13 protein-coding genes are annotated in these 22,722 nt (G+C 65.3%); 3 read left to right on the forward strand and 10 right to left on the reverse strand.

Annotated elements, in window-relative coordinates; all coding sequences use genetic code 11:
* Window positions 1-3: 3 nt before the first annotated feature.
* On the reverse strand, window positions 4-690 hold the full coding sequence (locus tag FJ417_RS11320) for a D-lyxose/D-mannose family sugar isomerase (RefSeq protein ID WP_095767778.1): 687 nt from the start codon (window positions 688-690) through the stop codon (window positions 4-6).
* Window positions 691-892: 202 nt separating this feature from the next.
* Here FJ417_RS11320 and FJ417_RS11325 point away from each other — a divergent pair, with 202 nt between their 5' ends.
* Window positions 893-1,951: a D-TA family PLP-dependent enzyme gene (locus FJ417_RS11325; RefSeq protein ID WP_140783467.1), complete on the forward strand. Its 1,059-nt coding sequence runs from the start codon at window positions 893-895 to the stop codon at window positions 1,949-1,951.
* Between the two features lie 32 nt (window positions 1,952-1,983).
* On the opposite strand, the gene FJ417_RS11330 is transcribed toward FJ417_RS11325, so the two are convergent.
* The 8 genes from FJ417_RS11330 to hutI all read right to left on the reverse strand — a co-directional run bounded on the left by FJ417_RS11330 (window position 1,984) and on the right by hutI (window position 19,831).
* Window positions 1,984-2,742: a heme ABC transporter permease gene (locus FJ417_RS11330; RefSeq protein WP_140641277.1), complete on the reverse strand. Its 759-nt coding sequence runs from the start codon at window positions 2,740-2,742 to the stop codon at window positions 1,984-1,986.
* Between the two features lie 106 nt (window positions 2,743-2,848).
* On the reverse strand, window positions 2,849-4,618 hold the full coding sequence (locus FJ417_RS11335; RefSeq protein WP_140656366.1) for a glucan ABC transporter ATP-binding protein/ permease: 1,770 nt from the start codon (window positions 4,616-4,618) through the stop codon (window positions 2,849-2,851).
* Window positions 4,619-4,992: 374 nt separating this feature from the next.
* Entirely contained in the window at window positions 4,993-13,575 is an 8,583-nt protein-coding gene (locus FJ417_RS11340; RefSeq protein WP_140783468.1) for a glucoamylase family protein, read from the reverse strand.
* A gap of 268 nt (window positions 13,576-13,843) precedes the next feature.
* Window positions 13,844-14,431 carry a HutD family protein gene (locus FJ417_RS11345; RefSeq protein ID WP_140783469.1) on the reverse strand — a complete coding sequence of 196 codons (588 nt, stop codon included), beginning with the start codon at window positions 14,429-14,431 and terminating at the stop codon, window positions 13,844-13,846.
* A gap of 115 nt (window positions 14,432-14,546) precedes the next feature.
* Window positions 14,547-16,220, reverse strand: a complete 1,674-nt coding sequence (hutU, locus tag FJ417_RS11350; RefSeq protein WP_181166972.1) for a urocanate hydratase — start codon at window positions 16,218-16,220, stop codon at window positions 14,547-14,549.
* 25 nt (window positions 16,221-16,245) lie between these two features.
* Window positions 16,246-17,064: an N-formylglutamate deformylase gene (gene hutG / locus FJ417_RS11355; protein ID WP_140783470.1), complete on the reverse strand. Its 819-nt coding sequence runs from the start codon at window positions 17,062-17,064 to the stop codon at window positions 16,246-16,248.
* A complete protein-coding gene (hutH, locus tag FJ417_RS11360; protein ID WP_140783471.1) occupies window positions 17,064-18,605 on the reverse strand; it encodes a histidine ammonia-lyase in 1,542 nt (513 codons plus the stop codon). Before hutH ends, hutG begins: the two co-directional genes overlap by 1 nt.
* Window positions 18,602-19,831, reverse strand: a complete 1,230-nt coding sequence (hutI, locus tag FJ417_RS11365) for an imidazolonepropionase (protein WP_181183200.1) — start codon at window positions 19,829-19,831, stop codon at window positions 18,602-18,604. Before hutI ends, hutH begins: the two co-directional genes overlap by 4 nt.
* Before the next feature lie 97 nt (window positions 19,832-19,928).
* On the opposite strand from hutI, the gene FJ417_RS11370 reads away from it, so the two are divergent.
* On the forward strand, window positions 19,929-21,284 hold the full coding sequence (locus FJ417_RS11370) for a formimidoylglutamate deiminase (protein ID WP_140783473.1): 1,356 nt from the start codon (window positions 19,929-19,931) through the stop codon (window positions 21,282-21,284).
* Between the two features lie 14 nt (window positions 21,285-21,298).
* The gene (gene hutC, locus FJ417_RS11375; protein WP_140783474.1) at window positions 21,299-22,045 is read left to right on the forward strand and encodes a histidine utilization repressor; all 747 of its coding nucleotides are present in this window, start codon (window positions 21,299-21,301) and stop codon (window positions 22,043-22,045) included.
* 267 nt (window positions 22,046-22,312) lie between these two features.
* Here the strand turns inward: hutC and FJ417_RS11380 are convergent, their stop codons facing one another.
* Window positions 22,313-22,657: a RidA family protein gene (locus tag FJ417_RS11380; RefSeq protein ID WP_112098006.1), complete on the reverse strand. Its 345-nt coding sequence runs from the start codon at window positions 22,655-22,657 to the stop codon at window positions 22,313-22,315.
* Between the last annotated feature and the right edge of the window lie 65 nt (window positions 22,658-22,722).

Below are 22,722 nucleotides of genomic sequence, written 5' to 3' on the forward strand. Positions count from 1 at the left end.
CGCCTACCCCACCCACTTCTCATAATCCGACACCAAGAGGTGCAGCGGCGCGACGTCCTCGTCGATGTTGGAGAAGCGGCCGATCGGATCGCGGAAGACATTGTCGGTCAAATCGTCATTGACGGTCGAGACCTCGCCGATCAGCACGTCCTTGCCCTCGGCCCAGAAGGCGTGCCAGACGCCGGGCAGCAGCGTCACGCTCTGGCCCGGATCGAGCTTCAGCAGCCCGCCTGCCGGCAGTCTGGTCATGGTGCCGTCGACCGGCACCGAGACTTCGGCCTTGGGGTCGATGCCGCCGTCGCGGTCGTGCATGAACAATTCCAGCACCAGCTTGCCGCCGCCTCGGTTGATGATGTCCTCGGCCTTGATGTTGTGGCGATGCATCGGCGAGAGCTGGTCCTTGCGCGAGATCATGATTTTTTCGGCATAAAGCATGCCCATACCGAGCTTCATGTCCTCGTAACGGCCGTTGCGCACGGTGAACAAGAACAGGCCGAGCTCGTCGAACTTCTCCTGGCCGTAGTCGGTGATGTCCCAGCCGAGACGCGAGGTGAAGATGGCCGGGGAATCGCCCTTATGCGCCTTCATCTCTTCCGGCGACCAATAGGCGAAGGGCGGCATGATATAGCCGAAGGAGCGGATGAAGGCGTCGGCTTCGCGGATGATGTCGTTGATCTTGGAGCGCTTCATGGTCGTGTTTCCTCCCGGCCGTTGCCTGCTGAAATCTGCCCATCCGAATAGCCCAATGCCTGCCCGCTGTCGACGCAAACTGACGGGTTGGCCCCGTGACATGGGCGGCTTTCGGGGCCATAAACCCAACTGATTTGTTTTAACGCAATGTCTTATCCCGCGGCGGTTGCCGCTCGGAAGACATGCTTTGGACGGTGATCCCATGGCAAGCATAGACGACCTCGACACCCCGGCGATCCTCATCGATGCGGCCCGCGCCGAAGCCAACATCAAAAAGGCGCAGGCGCATGCCGACGCGCATGGGTTGAAGCTCAGGCCGCATATCAAGACGCACAAGCTGCCTTACTGGGCAAAGAAGCAGGTGGCGGCCGGTGCCGTCGGCATCACCTGCCAGAAGATCGGCGAGGCGGAGGTGATGGCCGATGCCGGGCTGACCGACATTTTCCTGCCCTACAACATCCTCGGCCGCGCCAAGCTGGAGCGGCTGAAGGCGCTGCATGGCCGTGTCACCCTCTCGGTGACGGCGGACAGCCACGAGACGCTGGAAGGTCTTGCCGCCGCTTTCACCGATGCCGGCCATCAGCTATCCGTGCTGGTCGAGTGCGACACCGGCATGGGCCGTTGCGGCGTGCAGAGCGCCGACGAGGCGCTGGCGCTGGCGAAGGTGATCGACAAGGCCAAGGGCCTAAGCTTCGGCGGGCTGATGACCTATCCGGCCGCAGGGCGCGCCGCCGAGGCGGAGGCCTGGCTGAAGACCGCGCGCGACGCGCTTGCCGCGGCCGGGCTTGAATGCCAGCGCATCTCCAGCGGCGGCACGCCGGACATGTGGCGCTCCGGCGAAGACAGCGTCGTCACCGAATACCGGCCCGGCACCTATATCTATCTCGACCGCTACCAGGTCGCCAAAGGCGTCGGCACGCTGGACGATTGCGCGCTGACGGTGCTTGCCACGGTGGTCAGCCATCCGACTGCGACCCGCGCCATCCTCGACAGCGGCAGCAAGGCGCTGTCTTCAGATACGCTCGGGCTGCCGGAGTTCGGCGAACTGCTCGGGGTGCCGGGCGCGCGGGTCACCGGCTTGAGCGAAGAGCATGGCACCGTGACACTCTCGGACGGCGCGAGCCTTGGCATCGGCCAGCGCGTGCGCGTCGTACCCGATCATTGCTGCGTGGTGACGAATTTGTTCGACCAGGTGCACCTGATCGACGGCGACAAGGTGCTGGAAACGCTGCCAGTGGCGGCAAGGGGACGGATGGGGTGAGCAGCGCATTTCCTTCTCCCCTTGGGAGAAGGTTAAGCCCGCTCCGCCTGTCGCGCTGCAACCCTGCGCATCGCGGTCACCCGGCGGCGGAAAATCTCCGTGCGCATCGCCATCAGGTGCAGCGCGAAGAACAGCACGGTGAAGCCGAGCGCCATGACGGCGAGCGGCCACAGCATCGAGGGATCGATGGTCGGGCCGCCGAGGCGGAAGACCGAGGCAGGCTGGTGCAGCGTGTTCCACCAGTCGACCGAGAATTTGATGATCGGGATGTTGATGAAGCCGACCAGGGTGATGATGGCGGCGGCCCAGGCGGCGCGGCCGGCATCATCCAGCGCCCGGGTCAGCGCGATGATGCCGAGATACATCAGGAAAAGCACGAAGACCGAGGTCAGCCGCGCATCCCACACCCACCAGGTGCCCCACATCGGCTTGCCCCAGATGGAGCCGGTGATCAGCGCCAGTGCCGTAAAGGTGGCGCCGATCGGGGCTGCCGATTTCAGCGCCACGTCGGCCAGCGGATGACGCCAGACAAGGGTGCCCAGCGCCGCGATCGCCATGATCGTGTAGCACATCATGGCCAGCCAGGCGAAAGGCACGTGGATGTACATGATGCGCACGGTGATGCCCTGCTGGAAATCCTCCGGCGCGGTGAAGCTCATATAGAGACCGACGGCGAGCAGGATCGCCGCGACCGCCGCCAGCCACGGAATGATCTTGTCCGCCAGCCCGACGAAGCGCGTCGGGTTGGCGAGATCGGTCCAGGCGGCTAGCCGTGAGGTGGTGTCGCTCATGCCGACCTAAATAGACCGGCACGAGGTTTGGGGCAATTGGACGGATGTCGCAGGCGGGAGCGCGCCCTTGCCTTCTCCCCTTGCGGGAGAAGGGGGAGCTCTAGGATCACGCCGCTTCCGTAACCGGACGGCTGAGGCGGCGGACCTCTTCGTCGTTGAGCAGGCCGCCAGCGCGCAGCAGGGAGGCGAAGCGGCCGTTGCGCAGCGACAGTTCGGTGAAGCCACCGGACTCGACCACCTTGCCCTTGTCCATGAAGACGACGAGGTCGGCGTCGCGGACCGTGGTCAGGCGGTGAGCGATGATGAAGGTCGTGCGGTTGCGGCGCAGCTCGTCGATCGCTTCCTTGACGCGGTCCTCGGTTTCCACGTCCAGCGCGCTGGTCGCCTCGTCGAGCACGAGGATCGGCGCGTCCTTCAGCACGGCGCGGGCAATGGCGATACGCTGGCGCTCGCCGCCCGAGAGCTGGCCGCCGCGCTCGCCGACGACGGTGTCGTAGCCGCAGCTCTTGGAGAGGATGAAGTCCTGCGCGGCGGCGGCATTGGCGGCAGCGTGCACCTCGTCATTGCTCGCATCGGCGCGGCCGACGCGGATGTTGTCCTCGATCGAGCGGTTGAGCAGGCCGGCATCCTGGAAGACGGTGGCGATCGAATGGCGCAGCGACTTGCGGGTCACCGTGCGGGTGTCTACGCCGTCGATCAGGATGCGGCCGCTGGACGGGGTGAAGACGCGCTGCAACAAATTGATGAGCGTCGTCTTGCCGGCGCCGGTCGGACCGACGATGGCGACCGTCTGGCCGGCCTGGACTTCGAACGAGACGTCCTCGATGCCGTGACCGGAATTGGCGAACTCGAAGCTGACGTCCTCGAAGCGCACATGGCCGGTGACGTTGGCGAGCTCGCGCAGGCCATCGGGCTCGACGGTTTCGGCGGCCGAGTCCTCGAGGCGGTAGAAGTCCTCGAGCTTGGCGCGCGCCTCGGAAATCTGGGTGGTGAAGGCAGACATCTGGTCGAGACGGGCGATCAGCATTCCGGCAAAGCCAGTGAAGGCGACGACGTCGCCGACGCGGAGCTGGCCCTGGGTAACGAGATAGGCGCCGATCGACAGCACGATCATCATCGAGATGGTCGACGACAGGCGGTTCAGCGCGTTGGCGATCGCCCACCAGTCGAGCACAGGGTTCTGCGCGTCGAGCAGGTCCTTGACATAACGCTTCAACGTCGCGGTCTCATGGCCGATGCGGTTGTAGCTCTGCAGCACGGCGACATTGCTGACACTGTCGGAGACATGGGCAAAGACGGTGTGGTAGTGGCGCTCGACGGCCGTCTGCCCCGACTTGGTGCGACGCATGACGATGCGGCCGATGCCAACGTAGAGCACGCCGAGGCCGAGCAGCACGATGGACATGCGGATATCCATGGCAAGCGCGGTGGGCACCAGCAGCACCAGCGCGATGGCGGTCGAGAGATGCACGCGCATGAATTCGAGCCACAGGCTGAACAGGGTCTCAACGGCGCGCAGCAGCGTGTGCAGCGAATTGGACGTGCCGCGCTGGTGATGCCAGGCGAGCGGCATGGTGATCACGCGCTCGAAGGACTGGCACAGCACTTCGGAGCGGCGGGCATGGGCGAAGCGATCGGCGCCGCGCGCCACCAGCACGAACGCGACGACGTTGAAGATGCCGAGCGCGGCCCAGACGGCGAGCGTCGAAAACACCGGGCCTTTTTCCGAGATGGCACCGATCACCCGGCCGAGCAGGATCGGCTCGAGGATTGCGATCGCCGCGAGCGCGACATTGGCGCAGCAAATCAGCGCGACGCGCTTCTTATCGGCCGCCAGATAACCCAGCGCTCTAAAGTAGATCTGCAGAAGTGACACTTCAGCTACTCCGCCAAACTCTTGTCCGTGCTCAATGCCCGTATTGTGCACCGCACCATTTTTTGACACGTATCGGTTAATGTGTCGCGAAACAATGCGTCGTCTATCCCTTCCGTTCCCATTTAGCGAACAAAAGATGACGACGGTACGAAATCTGACGTGATCGCCTAACGGTTTGAGATAAAAGGTGAAATGTCAGCCTTGCGGCAAAATAATGGCACTTGCCCCGCGCTGCCACATTTTTAATCACAAGCTCTTGCTTAGCCTGCCCTAAAGTAAGGCACGCGCCCGGGCGCGGGAGCCTCGCCAAGTAAAAAACGGCGATCGGCCGCGCATCCCGAGGGACGCGCGGCCGATAGGCCAAGCCTTTGATTTTACGCTGGTATCCTGACGACGACCGCGGCCTTGCCGCCGGCCTTCGGCTCAAAAGAGGCCGATTTTTTCTTCGAACCGTCGACTTCTAGCGAGATCGACTTGGTCTTTTTGTCGCGGATGACGCGAAGCTTGATTTCGCCGTCGAACATCTTGAGCGTCGCGGCGTAGCCGTCCCAGTGCGCGGGCAGCTTCGGCCTAAACGTGATCTCCTTGCCGCGCCGCTCGATGCCGAGGATGCCTTCCACCGCGGCGCGGTAAAGCCAGCCGGCCGACCCCGTATACCAGGTCCAGCCGCCACGGCCGCCCTTGCCTTCGCCGGCATAGATGTCGGCGGCCACGACATAGGGCTCGACGCGGTAGTGTTCGGCCGCTGCCTCGTCAGCAGCATGATTGACCGGGTTCAGCATCGAGAAGCAGCGGTAGGCCTCGTCGGTGCGCCCCATTTCGGCCAGCGCGATCACGAACCAGGTGGCGGCATGGGTGTACTGGCCGCCATTCTCGCGCACGCCTGGCGGGTAGCTCTTGATGTAGCCGGGGTCTTTCTCGCTTTTCGAGAAGGGCGGCGTGAACAGCTTGACGATCTTGAGATCATCGTCGACCAGCATCTCGGTCGCCTGTTCCATGGCCGTCGTCGAGCGCGCGGGATCGCCCTCGCCCGACAGCACGCTCCAGGACTGGGCGATGGAATCGATCTTGCACTCGTGCGAATTGTGCGAGCCGAGCGGCGTGCCGTCGTCGAAGCTGCCGCGCCGGTACCACTGGCCGTCCCAGGCGGTGCTTTCCAGGGCCCGCTTCAGCGCGTCCGCGTGCTTCAGCCACGCCTGCGCCCGCTTGGCGTCGCCCTGTCCCTTGGCGACAGGCGCGAAGTCGGTGAGCGTCTTCAGCAGGAACCAGCCAAGCCACACGCTCTCGCCCTTGCCGCCCTCGCCGACACGGTTCATGCCGTCGTTCCAGTCGCCGCCGAGGATGAGCGGCAGGCCGGCAGGACTGCTGCGCTTGATCGCCAGATCGAGCGCCCGCGCGCAATGGTCATAGAGCGGCGCGGTGTTCTTGGTGATCTCGGGCGTGAAGAAGGCGTCATGCTCGTCCTCGCCGAGCTGCTGCCCGTCGATGAAGGGCAACTGCTCCTTGAGGATGGCGGCGTCGCCGGTCACCTCGATGTAGCGGGCCGTCGCATGCGCCAGCCAGACGACGTCGTCCGAGATCATGGTGCGCACGCCGGCATCGGTGCGCGGCAACCACCAGTGCTGCACGTCGCCTTCCGGGAACTGCCGGCGCGCGGCATTGAGGATCTGGTCACGCGCCAGCTTCGGGTCGTGCGCCAGAAGGGAGAGCGTGTCCTGCAACTGATCACGGAAGCCGAAAGCGCCGCTCGCCTGGTAGAAGGCCGAGCGAGCGCGGATGCGGCAGGCAACGGCCTGATAGGGCAACCAATGGTTGACCATGGCGTTCATCGCCTCGTCGGGCGTCTCGACCTGGATGGTGTCGAGGAAGCCGCGCCAGGCCTTTTCATTGTCGGCCAGGCGCTGGTCGAAATCCTTGCCTCGATGGGTCTGCACCAGGGCGCTTGCCTCGGCGGGCGTGGCCGCGTCGCCAAGCAGCCAGATTAGCGTCACGTCGCCACCTGCCGGAATGTCGATGTCGCTGGCGACAACCGCGCAAGGGTCGTCGCCCGCTTCGATGCGCCCCGAAAGCGCAAGCCCGCCGAGCACGGCTTGCGGATACTCCGTCGTGCCGTGCCTGCCGACGAATTCGGAGCGGTCGGCGGTCACCGAATGGATTGGATGGCTGGCCCCCAGGAAGGCGACACGCTCGCCGAAGTCGAGGCCATAGGGGTTTTGCGCCAGAAGCGCGCCTGTCGCCGCGTCCCGCGTCGGCACGATGGTCGCCGCGGTGCGCGAGCGGTGGCCGCCCAGCACCCATTCGGCATAGGCATAGACACGCAGGCGCGCCGGCACGGAGCCCGAATTCTGGATGCGCAGCCGGGTGATCTTCACCGGATCGACGGGATCGACCACCTGCGTCAGGTCCATCGACAGAGGCCCGCGCTTCGAGCGGAAGGTGGAAAAGCCCTGGCCGTGCCAGGTCTCATAGGTCATCGACGGATCGCGGACCGTCGCGGCCATCGGCGAGAACGCCTTGCCGCTGGCGTGGTCGAAGACATAGAAGCCCTCGCCCGGCCGGTTGGACACCGGGTCGTTCGACCACGGCGTCAGCTGGTAGTCGCGGCTGTTGCGGCTCCAGGTGAAGCCGGCGCCTTCGGCCGAGACGTGGAAGCCGAAGGCAGCGTTGGAGATGACGTTGATCCAGGGCTGCGGCGTCGAACGCCGTCCGGTCAGCCGCGTCACATAGTGGCGGCCGTCACCGTCGAAGCCGCCAAAGCCGTTCCACAGGCTGAGACCGCTGCCGTCGGCGGCGACATCACTTCCACCATGGCTTGCCGGCACCGGCAAAGGCAGCGGCGGAACAGGTTCGCGCGGCGAGCCGCCCTCGGCCTGAAGCAAGGCATCGCGGGCCTGCAGGGCCGCGGTCTCGGCGCGTTCGAGCTGGTCGAAGATCGTGCCGTTGCGCGTGTGCAGCACGACGCGCGCCACCGACAGCAAGGTCTTGTAGGTCGGCTCATCCATCAGGTCGCGGCGCACCGCGAAGATGTGCTGGCGCGGCCCGAGCTCGCGGCCGCGCAGGCGGCTGTTCTCGCACAGCGTCTCCACCGCGCGCTGCAGGTCCTGCACATAGGACGAGGCCTGCTCGTTGACGACGACGAAGTCGATCATCATGCCCCGCGCCCGCATATATTCCTGGAAACGGAGCGCCTGGGCGACGATCTCGAGATCGGCGACGTCGCCGATGCGCACCAGGAAGATCGGGAAATCGCCGGAGATGCTGGTCGGCCACAGGCTCGACTGGCGGCCGAGGCCCGACGCGATGGATTCCGCCGGCAGGCGCAGGAACGGATCGGGATAGATCAGGTAGCGCGCCAGCTTCTGCACATTGGCGGCGTCGGTGAGGCTGAGGCCCAGATGGCGCGTCTGCACCTGGCTCCGCGTCCAGGCCAGCATGGCCTGGCGGGCGAAGCTCTCCTGGTGGTCGAGGCGGGCGATCGCCTCGTCGAGCTCGGCGCGATTGGCGCCGACGGCGGTCCAGAAGGTCAGCGAGATCTTCTTGTTGGCCGGCACGCGCACCTGGCGGCGAAGTGCTGCCACCGGGTCGAGCGTGAAGCCCTGGCTGCCCGAAAGCCTGACGCCGGGGTCGAAGGCGACGGCATCGGCGATGGTGCGGCCACGGCCGATGAAGGCGCGCCGGTCGGTCTCGGCCTCGGCATCGCGCGACGGGCCCGACGGGTCGGTGACGAAATGCACCATGGTGAGGTCGGGGTCGTTCTTGTCGCGCTTGCGCCGCGTGGCGAAGATCGCCCCGTTGTTCGGCGCGATCTCGGTCTCGACGAACATCTTGGAGAACGCCGGATGCGCGTTGTCAGAGGCTTCGTTGCCGAGCACCAGCTCGGCGAAGGAGGTCACCTCGATATGCCGGTCGGCAGCGCCGTCATTGTAGAGGGTGATGCGGCGGCCTTCGCCATTGCCTTCGGAAATGACGATGCATTCGACTTCGGAACGCAGCGAGCCCAATGTCTTGGTGAAGCTCGCCTTGTCGTCGCCGAACAGCGTCTGGACGCGTTCGCCCTCGGCGCGCTTCGGTTCCGCCGTGGCCGACCACCAGTCACCCGTCGCGGTGTCGCGCAGGAAGATGTAGGAGCCGAGGCGGTCCTCGCTCGGATCCGGCTGCCAGCGGGTGACGGCAAGCTCGCCGAAGCGGCTGTAGCCGGAGCCCGTCGCGGTGACCATGACCGAATAGCGGCCGTTGGACATGACGTTGGTCGCGCGCAGCGCCTTGATCGGATCGAGGATGACGCGGCTATCGGGGCTCTCGGTCTCGGTTTCGTCCTTGGATCGCTCGTCCGCTTCTGTCCTGACGGTTGCGGTCGGAATGTCGCGCGGCGCCTTCTCCTGCAACAGAAGCTCGGCCGACTCGATCACCGGATCGCTGTGGAAACGCTCGCGCAGCCGGCCCTCGAAAATGGCGTCGGCTACCGCGGCGATCGACATGCCGGAATGGTGCGCCATGTAGTTCTGCACCACGGCGTGGTCGGTGCCTTCAGGCACGCGCTGCGGTGTGAAATCGACCGCGTCGTAGAAGCCGTGGCGGCCAAGCGCGCCGATCGAGCGCAGCCGCTGCAGGTTCTGCACCGCCTCGCGCGGACTGAACTGGGCGGCCAGGATCGTCGCATAGGGCGCGATCACGGTGTTCTGGCCAAGGCCGCGCTTCAGGCCGAGCCCGGGCACGCCGAAATTGGTGTACTGGTAGGTGAGCTCGCGGTCGCGGGCATTGTAGGCCGCTTCCGAAATGCCCCAGGGCACGTTCTTGGAACGCGCATACTGGATCTGGCGCTTGATGATGAGCTTGCTGGTCTGGTTGAGGATCGAGCCCTGCGGCTCCTTCATCACCAGCGGCGGCATCAGATACTCGAACATCGAGCCCGACCAGGACATCAACGCGCCCTGGAAGCCGATCTCGACGATCGGCCGTCCGAGACGGAACCAATGCTCGGTCGGCAGGTCGCCCTTGGCGATGGCGAACAGGCTGGTGAGCCGCGCTTCCGAGGCAAGCAGGTCGTAGCAGCTCTCGTCGAGCTGGCGGTCCTCGACCCGGTAGCCGATCGAGAGCAGCTTGCGCTCCTGGCGCATCAGGAAGGAGAAATCCATCTCGAAGGCATAGCGGCGGCAGCGCTCGCGCAGCGCAAGCAGCTTGGCGCGCAGAGCGGCGACCGCGCTCTCGTCATTGTGCGAATCGTGCACATGCGCCTCGCAGGTCGCTTCCAGCCGCTCCGCCCAGTCGGCGATGACATCGCTTTTCGGCGAGGCCGCCTCGGTGTGGATGGCGGTGGCGAGCTTGCGGATCTCGCCAGCCAGCACGGCAAGGTTGATAGTGCGGATCGACGCCATCTCAGGCTGTGCCTTGATGGTCGCAACCGCGCGACGCATCCCGTCGAGACGGTCGGCCAGGCGCTGGCGCAGCGGCCGCAGTTGCCGACGGTCGTCCGGCAGCTCGTCCAGGCTTTCGTCGAGAATGGTGACGGTGTCGATGATGCCTTCGAAATCGCCCTGCAGGTGCACCGACGGCGCTTCGGCCCATTCGGCGCAGGAGGCGGCCACCGCAACCAGATGTCCAGCGAGATTGCCGCTGTCGACAGCGGAGATGTAGAGCGGATAGAGCGGCTTCAGCGTCGTCGTGTCATACCAGTTGTAGAGATGGCCGCGATCGCGCGGCATGTTCTCGATGGTCGTCATCGTGGCGTCGATGCGGGTGATGGCGTCCGACAGGCTGATCCAGCCGAAATCGCGCGCTGACACCACCGAAAGCAGATAGACGCCGATATTGGTCGGCGAGGTGCGCGGCGCCACCACCGGCGCCGGGCTTTCCTGGAAATTGTCCGGCGGCAGATGATGCTGCTCGGCCGTCACGAAGGTCTCGAAATAATGCCAGGTGCGGCGCGCGAAGGTGCGCAGCGCGTGGATGTCGGCGCTCGAGATGCGCAGCCTGTCCTCGGTTTCGGCCGAGCGGCTGATCCAGCAGGCGACGGCCGGCGAAGCGATCCAGAAGATGGCGAAGAAGAAAGCGACGAACGCGCCGGTGGAATCGGCCAGCACCGGAATCGCGAGGCCGACGACGCCGATGATCACCGCGCCGTACATCATGCCATAATAGGCGCCGAGATCGCTGCCGCTGTTCTTGGCGGCCTGCGAGGCGGTGCGCCATTCGAGCAGGTTCTGACGGCTGACAAAGAGCCGGTAGATGGTGCGGACGATGGCATCGCCCATCATCCAGGCGAGATGCGCCATCAACAGCACTTTGAGCGCCACAAGCGCGGTGCCGAACACGGTGTCGCGCGCCAAGGCGGAGAAATGGCCACGCGGCGTCTGGTCGCCGCTCTTCGGCAGGATGCCGTTCACGATGTCGAAGGTCGGCGCCATGAACAGGCTGAGGATCAGAAGGGCCTGCCACTGCGCCGCCTGGGTGAAGGGCAGCAGCGTCCAGCCGGCGATACAGGCCATCACCCAGAAGATCGGGGTGACCGAGCGGCGCAGATTATCGACCATCTTCCAGCGCGACAGCGCAGGCACGCCGGAGCGCGGGTCGAAGATGTAGCCGAGCAGTTGCCAGTCGCCGCGCGCCCAGCGATGGTGGCGCGAGGCGTCGACCGAGTAGCGTGTCGGATAGTCCTCGACCAGTTCGACATCCGTCACCAGCGCGGCCCGCGCGAGCGCGCCTTCGAGCAGATCGTGGCTGAGGATGGTGTTTTCGTCGATGCGGTTCTTCAGCGCCGCCTCGAAGGCGTCGACATGGTAGAGACCCTTGCCGGTGAAGGAACCGTCGCCGAAGACGTCCTGATAGACGTCGGAAACGGCGAACACATAAGGGTCGAGACCGCGATTGGCCGAGAAGACGCGCTGGAAGAAGGAGGCGTCGTCGCCGCTGGTGAGCGAGGCGGTGATGCGCGGCTGCAGGATGGTGTAGCCGGCGGTGACAACGCGCTTGACCGGATCGAAATGTGGGCGGTTGAGCGGGTGGGCAAGCTTGCCGACCAGGTCCGAAACCGCATCGCGCGTGGTGCGCGTGTCGGCGTCGAGCGTCATCACATAGACGACATTCTCCGGCAGCGGCACGTTGAGCGGCAGGAAGGTGGTGTCGCTGTCGCCGCGCAGCAGGAGGTTCAGTTCATGCAGCTTGCCGCGCTTGCGCTCCCAGCCCATCCAGCATCCCTGCGCCTGATTGTAGAGCCGGCGGCGATGCAGGAGATAGAAGCGCGGCGAGCCTTCCGACGGATAGCGGGCGTTCAGCCTGGCGATCTCGTCGCGGGCATATTGCAGGATCTCGATATCGGCGGCGTCGATCTCGGTCTTGGAATCCGGCCAGTCGGACAACAGCGCGAAGTGGATCTCCTCGGCCGTGTTGGCGAGGTGATGCACCTCGATGTTGCGGATATTTTCCTCGACGTCGTCGCGCGACCCGATCAGCGAAGGCACCACGACCAGAGTGCGCGATTCAGTCGGGATGCCGTGCTTGTTGTAGTCGTAGCCGACAAGCCTGGTCGGTTTCAGGAACAGTGCCACCACGGTGTTGAAGAAGGCTAGAGCGCCTTCGCTTGCCGGCACCGCGAACAGCGCCAGCATCAGCGTGATCGATTCCACCGACAGGCCGAGATTGGCGAGCGCCCTGCCCGACAGCACGAGCAGCAGCGCCGTCAAAAGGAAGACCGGTACGACGATGCCCAGCCAGCCGGCGCTGGCAAAGCCGCGCTTGAAGGTCACATAGAAAGGCGGCCGGTAGCCGATCGCCTTTTCCAGTTCCTGGCGGCGCGGGCCAACCAGGAAGAAGCCGACGTCGGTATGCACGTCGGGGTCGGCGGTTTCGGGCACGCCGGACGCGTCGGTGACGCCGGGCGTGTGGCCGGCAAGCTCGATCGCCTTTTCTGCCACCCGGTATTCGGACAGATCCGAGCGGCGCGCCAGCTGCTCGATCGCGGTACGGTACTGGTCGCGCGAGAAGAAGTCGAGGTCGGCGAAATCGGTCTTCTGGCGCAGCAGCGTGTCGATGCGGCTGACGCCCTCGAACCAGACCGTCCAGTCGACGTCGTTGATGAGGCGCAGGCCGCGGATGATGTTGCCGGTCGTGACGTTGCCGCTGGAGAGCGTCTGATGCTCGGAGATGATGATCTCCTCGGCGTCGGAGCCGGTTTTTTCGAGCTCGCCTTCCAGCCATTCCAGCGCGCGCCCGGCGTTCTGCGACCCGTCGCGCAAGCGATAGAGCAGTTGGGTGGCGAAGGTGGTGTCCTGCGCATGCGTGCCGTAGTTGGACAGGATCCTCGTGCGGTCGGCATTGTCGTCGGTCGCCAGAACGCGGTCGGCGACCTCGTTGGCGATGTGGCGCATCTGCCTGGTGCGATCGACGCGCACGGCGATGCGACGCAGGTTCTCGATCAGCACGAAGCGCAGCAGCGAGGGCAGCGCCCAGAGCTCGCCGATCTTCATCGGCTCGACCGACTGGAAGCCCTCGACGATCGCCTTGAACATATTGGCCGAGACGGAGCTGTCGGAATGCTCGACATAGCCCCAGGCAACGACGAAGGCGCGCGGCAGCACCGTGCCGTCGCCGAGTGTCAGCGTCGGCAGTTGGCGATAGAAGCGGCGCGGCAGGTCGCGCTTGACCTGGAAGATGGTCTCTTCGACCAGGTAGTTGTTGTCGAGCAGCCATTGCGCGGCCGGCGTGATGGTCTCGCCCTTGGCCTGGGCGGCGTTGGTCGAGCGGTAGACTTCGAGGATTTTCTTGGCGCTGTCGCGGATGCGGGCCTGGAACTCGAACGGAGCGAGCCCGAACAATTCCTTGACTTCGCCCTTGGCGAGCGCAACGCCCAAGGCGCGCAGCCGGTCCTCGGGCAGGAAATTGGAGCGTATCGGCGCTTCCGTCACCACCGGGAAGCCGGCGCTTGTCTGTTCGATCTTGTTCGGGTTCGTCTGAATGTTCATTGAAAATTCCGTAAGCGGGGGCGCAATGCGGCGTCACCGCCACGGCAATGCCCCTAAAACCGGTTCAATTGCAATTGGTTGCATGACTGGTTGGCCGAAAGTTTGTCTTGCGCACCACAACAGGGCGTGCCCTTTCGACAGCTCGTGGGCGAACGCCCCTCGCTCTCCGCCCCGGTTGGATCAGGGCAAGAATTCAGGCTTTTTCGTGATACATGCAAGGGGCCGGGCGATAATTCACCCAAGCCGCGATCATGTTTGGCAACAGCCGTTAATGGTTGGCGGCGAGGCGATGGAGCTCGATCACGAAAAGCCGGCCCTGCCCCTTGGGTTGAAGCCGCAATTCCGGGCTGTCGCGGTCGAGGATCAGCGTGTCGAGCGGTCCCAGGCTCGGCGCATCGCCCGTGAAGAGCGTGAAGCTTCCGCCGACGGCCAGAACCAGCGTCGTGTCGGCGCGCGGCGTGATGCGAATCTCACTGGCAAGCGGCCGACACTCGACCTTGTGGGCCATGCGACCACGCCGGGTCATGACGTTGAGATCGGTAATCGGACCGCCAATCAGCGCTGCCCCGGTCGGCACATCGCCCGGAAAGGCGAGCGGCACTGAAGCCGTGGTCAGCCGCGCCGGCGGCTGGCCGGCGATGTCGAGGATAACCCCCTCGCCCTCCAGCACCGACAATGTGCGGTCAATGCCGGCGAAGCTGGAGAACGGCCCGCTGGTCTCGACGCGGGCCATGGAGATGCGCCAGTCGAAATCCTCGAGCCCGGCGTCGGCCGGGGAAACGGCGATTTCGATCGTCGTGCCGCCGCGATTCTTCCACGGCATGACGCGGTAATCGGCGGCACGAAGGATGCGCATCGGCCTAGCCCCGGACGATTTCAAGTCGATTCGACCTGAAATCATCCGGCTCTGTCTTTTTGGTTGGGAGCATAATGTTGTCCGAAAACCGCTTCACACTTTTCGGCATCATGCTCTAGCCCAGGATGCCCGGCAGGTTGAGCTGGTGCTCCTTGGCGCACTCAATGGCGATGTCGTAGCCGGCATCGGCATGACGCATGACGCCGGTCGCCGGGTCGTTCCACAGCACGCGCTCCAAGCGCTTGGCGGCATCCGCCGTGCCGTCGGCGACGATCACCATGCCGGCATGCTGCGAGAAGCCCATGCCGACGCCGCCGCCATGGTGCAGCGACACCCAGGTGGCGCCCGACGCGGTGTTGAGCAGCGCGTTGAGCAGCGGCCAGTCGGAAACGGCGTCCGAGCCGTCCTTCATCGCTTCGGTCTCGCGGTTCGGCGAGGCGACCGAGCCGGAATCGAGATGGTCGCGGCCGATGACGACCGGCGCCTTGAGCTCGCCCTTGGCCACCATCTCGTTGAAGGCGAGGCCGAGCCGGTGGCGGTCGCCAAGGCCGACCCAGCAGATGCGCGCCGGCAGGCCCTGGAAGGAGATGCGCTCGCGCGCCATGTCCAGCCAGTTGTGCAGATGGGTGTTGCCGGGGGTGAGCTCACGCACCTTGGCGTCGGTCTTGTAGATGTCTTCCGGATCGCCGGAGAGTGCCGCCCAGCGGAACGGACCGATGCCGCGGCAGAACAGCGGGCGGATATAGGCCGGCACGAAGCCCGGGAAAGCGAAGGCGTTCTCGAAACCCTCGTCCTTGGCGACCTGGCGGATGTTGTTGCCGTAGTCGAGCGTCGGCACGCCGGCGTTCCAGAACGCCACCATCGCCTCGACATGCTCGCGCATTGACGCGCGGGCGGCCTTCTCGACAGCCTTCGGATCGCTGACGCGCTTCTCGCGCCATTCGGCCATGGTCCAGCCCTTGGGCAGATAGCCGTTGATGGGGTCGTGCGCCGAGGTCTGGTCGGTGACCATATCGGGACGGATGCCGCGCCTGAACATTTCCGGCACGATCTCGGCGGCGTTGCCGAGCAGCCCGACCGACTTCGCCTCACCGGCCTTGGTCCAGCGGTCGATCATTTCCATCGCCTCGTCGAGCGTCTCGGCCTTCTCGTCGAGATAGCGGGTGCGCAGGCGGAAATCGATCGAGTCGGGGTTGCATTCGATGGCAAGGCAGGAGGCGCCGGCCATGACGGCGGCCAGAGGCTGGGCGCCGCCCATGCCGCCAAGGCCGCCGGTCAGGATCCACTTGCCCTTGAGGTTGCCGTTGTAGTGCTGGCGGCCGGCCTCGACGAAGGTTTCGTAGGTGCCCTGAACGATGCCTTGCGTGCCGATATAGATCCAGGAGCCGGCCGTCATCTGGCCGTACATCATCAGGCCCTTCCTATCGAGCTCGTTGAACTTCTCCCAGGTTGCCCAATGCGGCACGATGTTGGAGTTGGCGATGAGCACGCGCGGCGCATTGGAATGGGTCTTGAAGACGCCGACCGGCTTGCCGGACTGCACCAGCAGCGTCTCGTCCTCGCCCAGCGTCTTCAGCGACGCGACGATGCGGTCAAAGTCGTTCCAGGTGCGCGCCGCCCGGCCGATGCCGCCATAGACGACGAGCTCGTTCGGATTCTCGGCGACCTCCGGGTCGAGGTTGTTCATCAGCATGCGCAGCGGCGCCTCGGTCGTCCAGTAGCGGGCGTTGAGCTTGTCGCCGCGGGGGCTGCGCACTTCGCGGATGTTGTGGCGGGGATCGTTCATCATTGTCCCTTTCGAGTAAGGCGGCGCGTCAGCGCCCGGCCCATTCAATGGCGGTTTCGAGGATAGTTTTCAGCGTGGCGCGGATCGGCGCTGCGTAGGTGGCGTCGTAAGGCACCGGCCAATTTTCCGGCGAACCCCTTTCTGACGGCTCACGCATGTAACCGCGGTTGGAGAGCTCCATCTGCAGCGCGTGCACGCCATTTTCGGGCCGGCCGAAGCTTCTGGTGATCCAGCCGCCCTTGAAGCGGCCGTTGACAACCCAGGTCTCGCCGGTCGCGGCGAGGATGGCGGCAACCTTTTGCTGCAGCACAGGATCGGTGCTCTTGCCGTCATTGGTGCCGAGGTTGAAGACCGGCAGCGTGCCTTCGAACAGCCGCGGCAGCACCGAGCGGATCGAATGGCAGTCGTAGAGCACGATCTTGTCGTGCATGCCGCGCAGCCGATCGATCTCGGCCTGCAGGGCGGCGTGATAAGGCTTGAAATAAGCCTCGCGGCGCTGGTCGATCTCGGACGGCGTCGGCTCCTCGCCCATGCGGTAGAGCGGATCGCCATCGAAGGTATTCGTGGGGCAAAGGGTGGTCGTCGCCTGCCCGGGATAGAGCGAAACGCCCGACGGATCGCGGTTGACGTCGATGACGGTGCGCGAGATCGCGGTGTGCACGACGGTCGCGCCGAGATCGATCGCAAAATCATAGAGCTTGTCGATCCACCAATCGCAGTCGCGTTGGCCGAGCCACGTCGAGACCAGCCGGTTGTCGAGGCCGGCAAGATCGATGCCGGTGTGCGGGATCGAGACCAACAGCGGCGCGGTGCCTTGAGTGACGGTGAGCCAGGACGGCGTCGCCATCATGCGGCTCCCGCAATCGAAGGCAGCGCGACAGCGCTCGCCGCCTTCACGGCGGCGCCGCTGCGCACCATGGCGATGGCCTTTTCCATGTCGGGATGGAAATGCCGGTCATTGTCGAGATGCGGCACCTCGGCCCGGACCAGCTTGCGCACCGCTTCCAGCGCTTCGCTGGACGCAAGCGGCTGATGGAAGTCGCAACCTTGCGCCGCGGCCAGCAGCTCGATGCCGATGACGGCGGTGGCGTTCTCGATCATGCCGAGCAGCCGGCGCGCGCCGTGCGCGGCCATCGAGACATGGTCTTCCTGGTTGGCCGAGGTCGGGATCGAATCGACGCTTGCCGGATAGGCCTTCTGTTTGTTTTCCGAGACAAGCGCCGCGGCCGTCACCTGCGGGATCATGAAACCCGAGTTCAGGCCGGGCTTGGGCGTCAGGAAGGCCGGCATGCCGGACAGCGCCGGATCGACCAGCATGGCGATGCGCCGCTCCGACAACGAGCCGATTTCACAGACGGCAAGCGCGATCATGTCGGCGGCAAAGGCCACCGGCTCGGCGTGGAAGTTGCCGCCCGAAAGCGCGGTGTCGTCCTCAGCGAAGATCAGCGGATTGTCGGTGACGCCATTGGCTTCGGTCTCAAGCGTGTCGGCGGCCTTGCGCAGCACGTCGAGCGCGGCGCCCATCACCTGCGGCTGGCAGCGCAGGCAGTACGGGTCCTGCACGCGCTCGTCGCCGACGCGGTGCGATTCACGGATGGCGCTGCCGGCCATCAGATTGCGCAACGCGTCCGCCGTTTCGATCTGGCCGCGATGCTTTCTCAAAAGATGGATGCGCGGATCGAAAGGCGCGTCGGAGCCTCGTGCCGCATCGGTCGACAGCGCGCCGGCGACCAGCGCCGACTGATAGAGAACCTCGGCCTCGAACAGGCTAGCCAAAGCATAGGCGGTCGAGAACTGGGTACCGTTGAGCAGCGCCAGGCCTTCCTTGGCGCCTAATGTCACCGGCTCCAGCCCATGCGAGACGAAGGCGACCTTGGCCGGGAAACGGCCATGCGGCGTGAAACATTCGCCGACGCCGATCATGACGGCCGTCATGTGGGAAAGCGGCGCGAGGTCGCCGGACGCGCCGACCGAGCCTTGCGCGGGCACGACGGGGATGACGTCGTTGGCGAGCATGGCTTCCAGCAATTCGATGGTCTGAGGCCGCACGCCGGAGGCGCCCTGGGCCAGGCTGGCGAGTTTCAGCGCCATCATCAGCCGCACAACGGCGACGGGCATCGGCTCGCCGACGCCGGCGGCATGCGAAAGCACGATGTTGCGCTGGAGCGTTTCGAGATCGTCGGCCGGGATGCGGACGCTCGCGAGCTTGCCGAAGCCGGTGTTGATGCCATAGACGGGCTCGCCCTTGGCGACGATGCGGGCGACCGCCTCGGCGCTGGCCTTGATCTTCGGCCGGCAAGCGGCGTCAAGCTTCGGCACGGCGCCGCGATAGATGGCGCGCCAGTCGGCAAGTGTCGCGTTGCCGGGCATCAGGGTCAGTTCGGTCATTGTCCTCTCCAGATACGGGCATGGAGCGGATTGAAGCCCATGCGGTAGACGAGTTCGGCCGGGCGCTCGATATCCCAGATGGCGAGATCGGCCGATTTGCCGGTTTCCAAAGTACCGGTCTTTTCAAGCAAGCCCAAAGCACGCGCGGCCTCGCGGGTGACGCCGGCGAGGCATTCGTCGACAGTCATGCCGAACAGTGTCGCGGCCATGTTCATGGTGAGCAGCAGCGAGGTGAGCGGCGAGGTGCCGGGATTGGAATCGGTGGCGACAGCCATCTTCACGCCGTGCCGGCGGAACAGGTCGACAGGCGGCTTCTTGGTCTCGCGGATGAAGTAGTAGGCGCCGGGCAGGATCGTCGCCACGGTGCCGGCCTTGGCCATCGCCACGGCTCCCTCCTCGTCCGTATATTCGAGATGGTCGGCCGACAACGCGCCATAGCGGGCGGCAAGGGCCGCGCCATGCAGGTTGGAAAGCTGGTCGGCGTGCAGTTTTACAGGCAGGCCAAGCGCCTTGGCCTTGTCGAAGACGCGCGCCATCTGCTCCGGCGAGAAAGCTATGCCCTCGCAAAAACCGTCGACGGCGTCGGCGAGGTTTTCGGCGGCGACTTCCGGCAGGATCGTGCCGGAGACGAGATCGATGAAAGCGTCCTTGTCGCCCTTGGCTTCGGGCGGCAGCGCGTGCGCGGCAAGACAAGTCGTGCGGACCGTGACAGGGCGCTCATTGCCCAGCCGGCGGGCGGCGCGCAGCGACTTCTTCTCGTTCTCGAGGTCGAGGCCGTAGCCCGATTTCACCTCGACGGTGGTGACGCCTTCGGCCATCAGCGCGTCGAGGCGCGGCAGCGTCTCAGCGACGAGTTCGTCCTCGCTGGCGGCGCGCAGCGACTTGACCGAGGAAACGATGCCGCCCCCAGCGCGCGCCACTTCTTCATACGTGGCGCCGGCCAGCCGCATCTCGAACTCGTTGGCGCGGTTTCCGGCATAGACAAGATGTGTATGACAGTCGATCAGGCCGGGCGTGATCCAGCGGCCATGGCAATCGACGGTCTCGGCGCCCTGCCCGGCAGCGGCCGGCATATCGGCCTCAGGGCCGGCATAGACGATGAGCCCATCACGCGCGGCGACCGCGCCTTTCTCGACGATGCCGAGCCCGGCCGCCCCCTCAGCCATGGTCGCCAGGCGCGCATTGCGCCAGACCCGATGGCCGCTCTTTCCGTTTGCTCCACCCATCATCTTTTCCGTTTGCTTGGATGACGATTATGTATATACATATTGAAAAGCGGCGCAAGTGGTAATGTCGCTCTCGCATCGAGATTCGGAGATAAAGGTGACGGCGATCTTTGCGGAACAGGCGCTGCTGCCCGGCCGTTGGCAGGGCAATGTGAGGATCGCTTTCAACGGCGGCCGCATCTCCACGGTCGAGGCCGGCGCTTTTGCGCAAGCCGGCGACGAGCGTCATGCCATCGTCCTGCCCGGCATGCCCAACCTGCACAGCCACGCCTTCCAGCGCGGCATGGCGGGTCTTGCCGAACTGCGCGGCCCTTCGGCCGACAGTTTCTGGAGCTGGCGCGAGGTGATGTACCGCTTCGCGCTGTCGATGACGCCGGACCAGGTCGAGGCGGTCGCGTCACAGCTTTATGTCGAAATGCTGGAGGCCGGCTTCTCGCGCGTTGGCGAATTTCATTACCTGCATCACGACCGCGACGGACAGCCTTACGCCAATATCGCGGAGATGGCGGAGCGGATCGCCGCCGCGGCCGCCGACACCGGCATCGGGCTGACGCTGCTGCCGGTCTTCTATGCTCATTCAGCCTTCGGCGGCGCCGCACCAAACGAAGGCCAGCGGCGATTCATCAATGATGTCGAGCGCTTTGGGCGATTGCTTGAGAAAGCTCGCGAGGGCGTTCGCCCATTGGAGCAGGCTGTCGTCGGAGTCGCGCCGCACAGCCTGCGCGCCGCAACGCCGGACGAGCTCAATGCCGTCGCGGCGATGGCGCCGAACGGGCCGATCCATATCCATGTCGCCGAGCAGGTGAAGGAAGTCGAGGACTGCGTTACCTGGTCGGGCAAGCGTCCGGTCGAATTCCTGCTTACCAACGCCACGGTGGACAAACGCTGGTGCCTGATCCACGCCACGCATATGACCGAGACCGAAACGATCGCCATGGCCAAAAGCGGCGCCATCGCCGGGCTCTGCCCTATCACCGAGGCCAATCTCGGTGATGGCACATTTGCCGCGCCGCTGTTCATCGAGCATGGCGGCCGCTTCGGCGTCGGCTCCGATTCCAATGTGCTGATCGGTCTGCCGGACGAGTTGAGGCAGCTCGAATATTCGCAGCGCCTCGTCCACCGTGCCCGCAATGTGCTGGCCCGCGCCGGCGGATCCACGGGACGCGCGCTGTTCGACGCTTCGCTCGACGGCGGCAGCCAGGCGCTTGGCGCCGGCCCGTCGCGAATTGCCGCCGGCGGCCCTGCCGATCTCGTTTCGCTTGACCAAAACCATCCATCGCTGGCCGGCAAGGCGGGCGACGCGATCCTCGACGCCTGGATCTTTGCCAATGGCAGCAATGTCGATTGCGTCTGGGTGCATGGCAAAAAGCAGGTCAGCGGCGGCAAGCATGCGAGGCGCGAGGCGGTTGCCAAGCGGTTCCGCGATGTCATGACCGCGCTCTCGCAGAGCTGAACAGGAAACATCCGATGAGCGTTGTCGAAACGGATGATGTCGAGGGCGGCGAGATCCTCTCGCTGCATCAGCGCATCCTGTCCGACATCCGCGAAAAGATCCTCTCGGGCGCCTGGGCGCCGGGCCATCGCATCCCCTTCGAGCATGAGCTGACGGCTCACTATAATTGCTCGCGCATGACGGTGAACAAGGCGCTGTCGCAACTCGCCAAGGCCGGGCTGATCGAGCGCCGCCGCCGCTCCGGCAGCTTCGTGCGCCAGCCGCAGTCACAGGCAGCGGTGCTGGAACTGCACGATATCCGGATCGAGGTCGAGGCGCTCGGCCTGCCCTATCGCTATGAGCGGCTGGAACGCCTCAAGCGGCGCAGCAGCGCCGAGGACCGCGCGCTGCTCGGGCTTTCCGCATCAGGTCAGGTGCTGGCGCTGGAAGGTCTGCATTTCGCCGGCGAGCGGCCATTCGCGCTCGAGCAGCGGCTGATCAATCTCTCAGCCGTGGCCGAAGCCAGCGAGGAGGAATTTCTCGAGATCGCGCCGGGCCCCTGGCTGATCGGCCGCGTGCCGTGGAGCGAGGCCGAGCACCGCATCCGCGCCATGGCCGCCGACGAGACAATCGCCGACGCGCTCGACATCGACCCGGGCGCGCCCTGCCTGGTGGTCGAACGCCGGACCTGGAGCGCCGAGCACCCGGTGACGCATGTGCGCTTTGTCTATCCGGCCGAGAGCCACACGCTGGTGGCGCGGTTCACGCCGTCGCAGGGGTGAGTGATCCCCGCCCATCGCTGTCGTCATTCTAGGGCGAAGCAAGGAGCGAAGCGACGCGCGCAGAACCTAGAATCCATGCCGTGACGCTAAGGCTTTGCAACGTTTACAGAATTCTGCACCATTGCGCCCCACGTCAGAGGTCACGGCATGGATCCTCGGGTCAAGCCCGAGGATGACGATCGCGGTGGCGTGGCGGGACAGCGCCCCCCTCTGCCCTGCCGGGCATCTCTCCACAAGGGGGAGATTGGCAGTTCCGGCGCCGCGCCCTTACAGCGCCGCCGTCACTATAATTTCGACCAGATATTCCGGGGTGGCGAGCTTGGCTTCGCCGGTGGCGCGGGCGGGCGTGTGGCCCTGCGGCACCCACTTGTCCCATTCCGCGTTCATCTCGGCGAAGGTCTTCATGTCGTCCAGCCAGATGATCGCCTGGACGATCTTGGTCTTGTCGGTGCCGGCCTTGGCCAGCAATTCGTCGATGGTCTTCAGGATGTCGCGGGTCTGCGATGCGACGTTGCCGCCGGGTTCGCCGACCTGGCCGGCCAGATAGACGGTGTTGCCATGAATGACGATCTGGCTCATGCGCGGGCCGACATCGATGCGACGAATGCTCATTGGAGGTTCCTTCGTTTGAGGGTCGCGCCTGTTTAAAGTCGCTTCCAACTCCGGGCAAGGCCGGG

The sequence above is a fragment of the Mesorhizobium sp. B3-1-7 genome, from assembly GCF_006439385.1.
GTDB lineage: Bacteria > Pseudomonadota > Alphaproteobacteria > Rhizobiales > Rhizobiaceae > Mesorhizobium.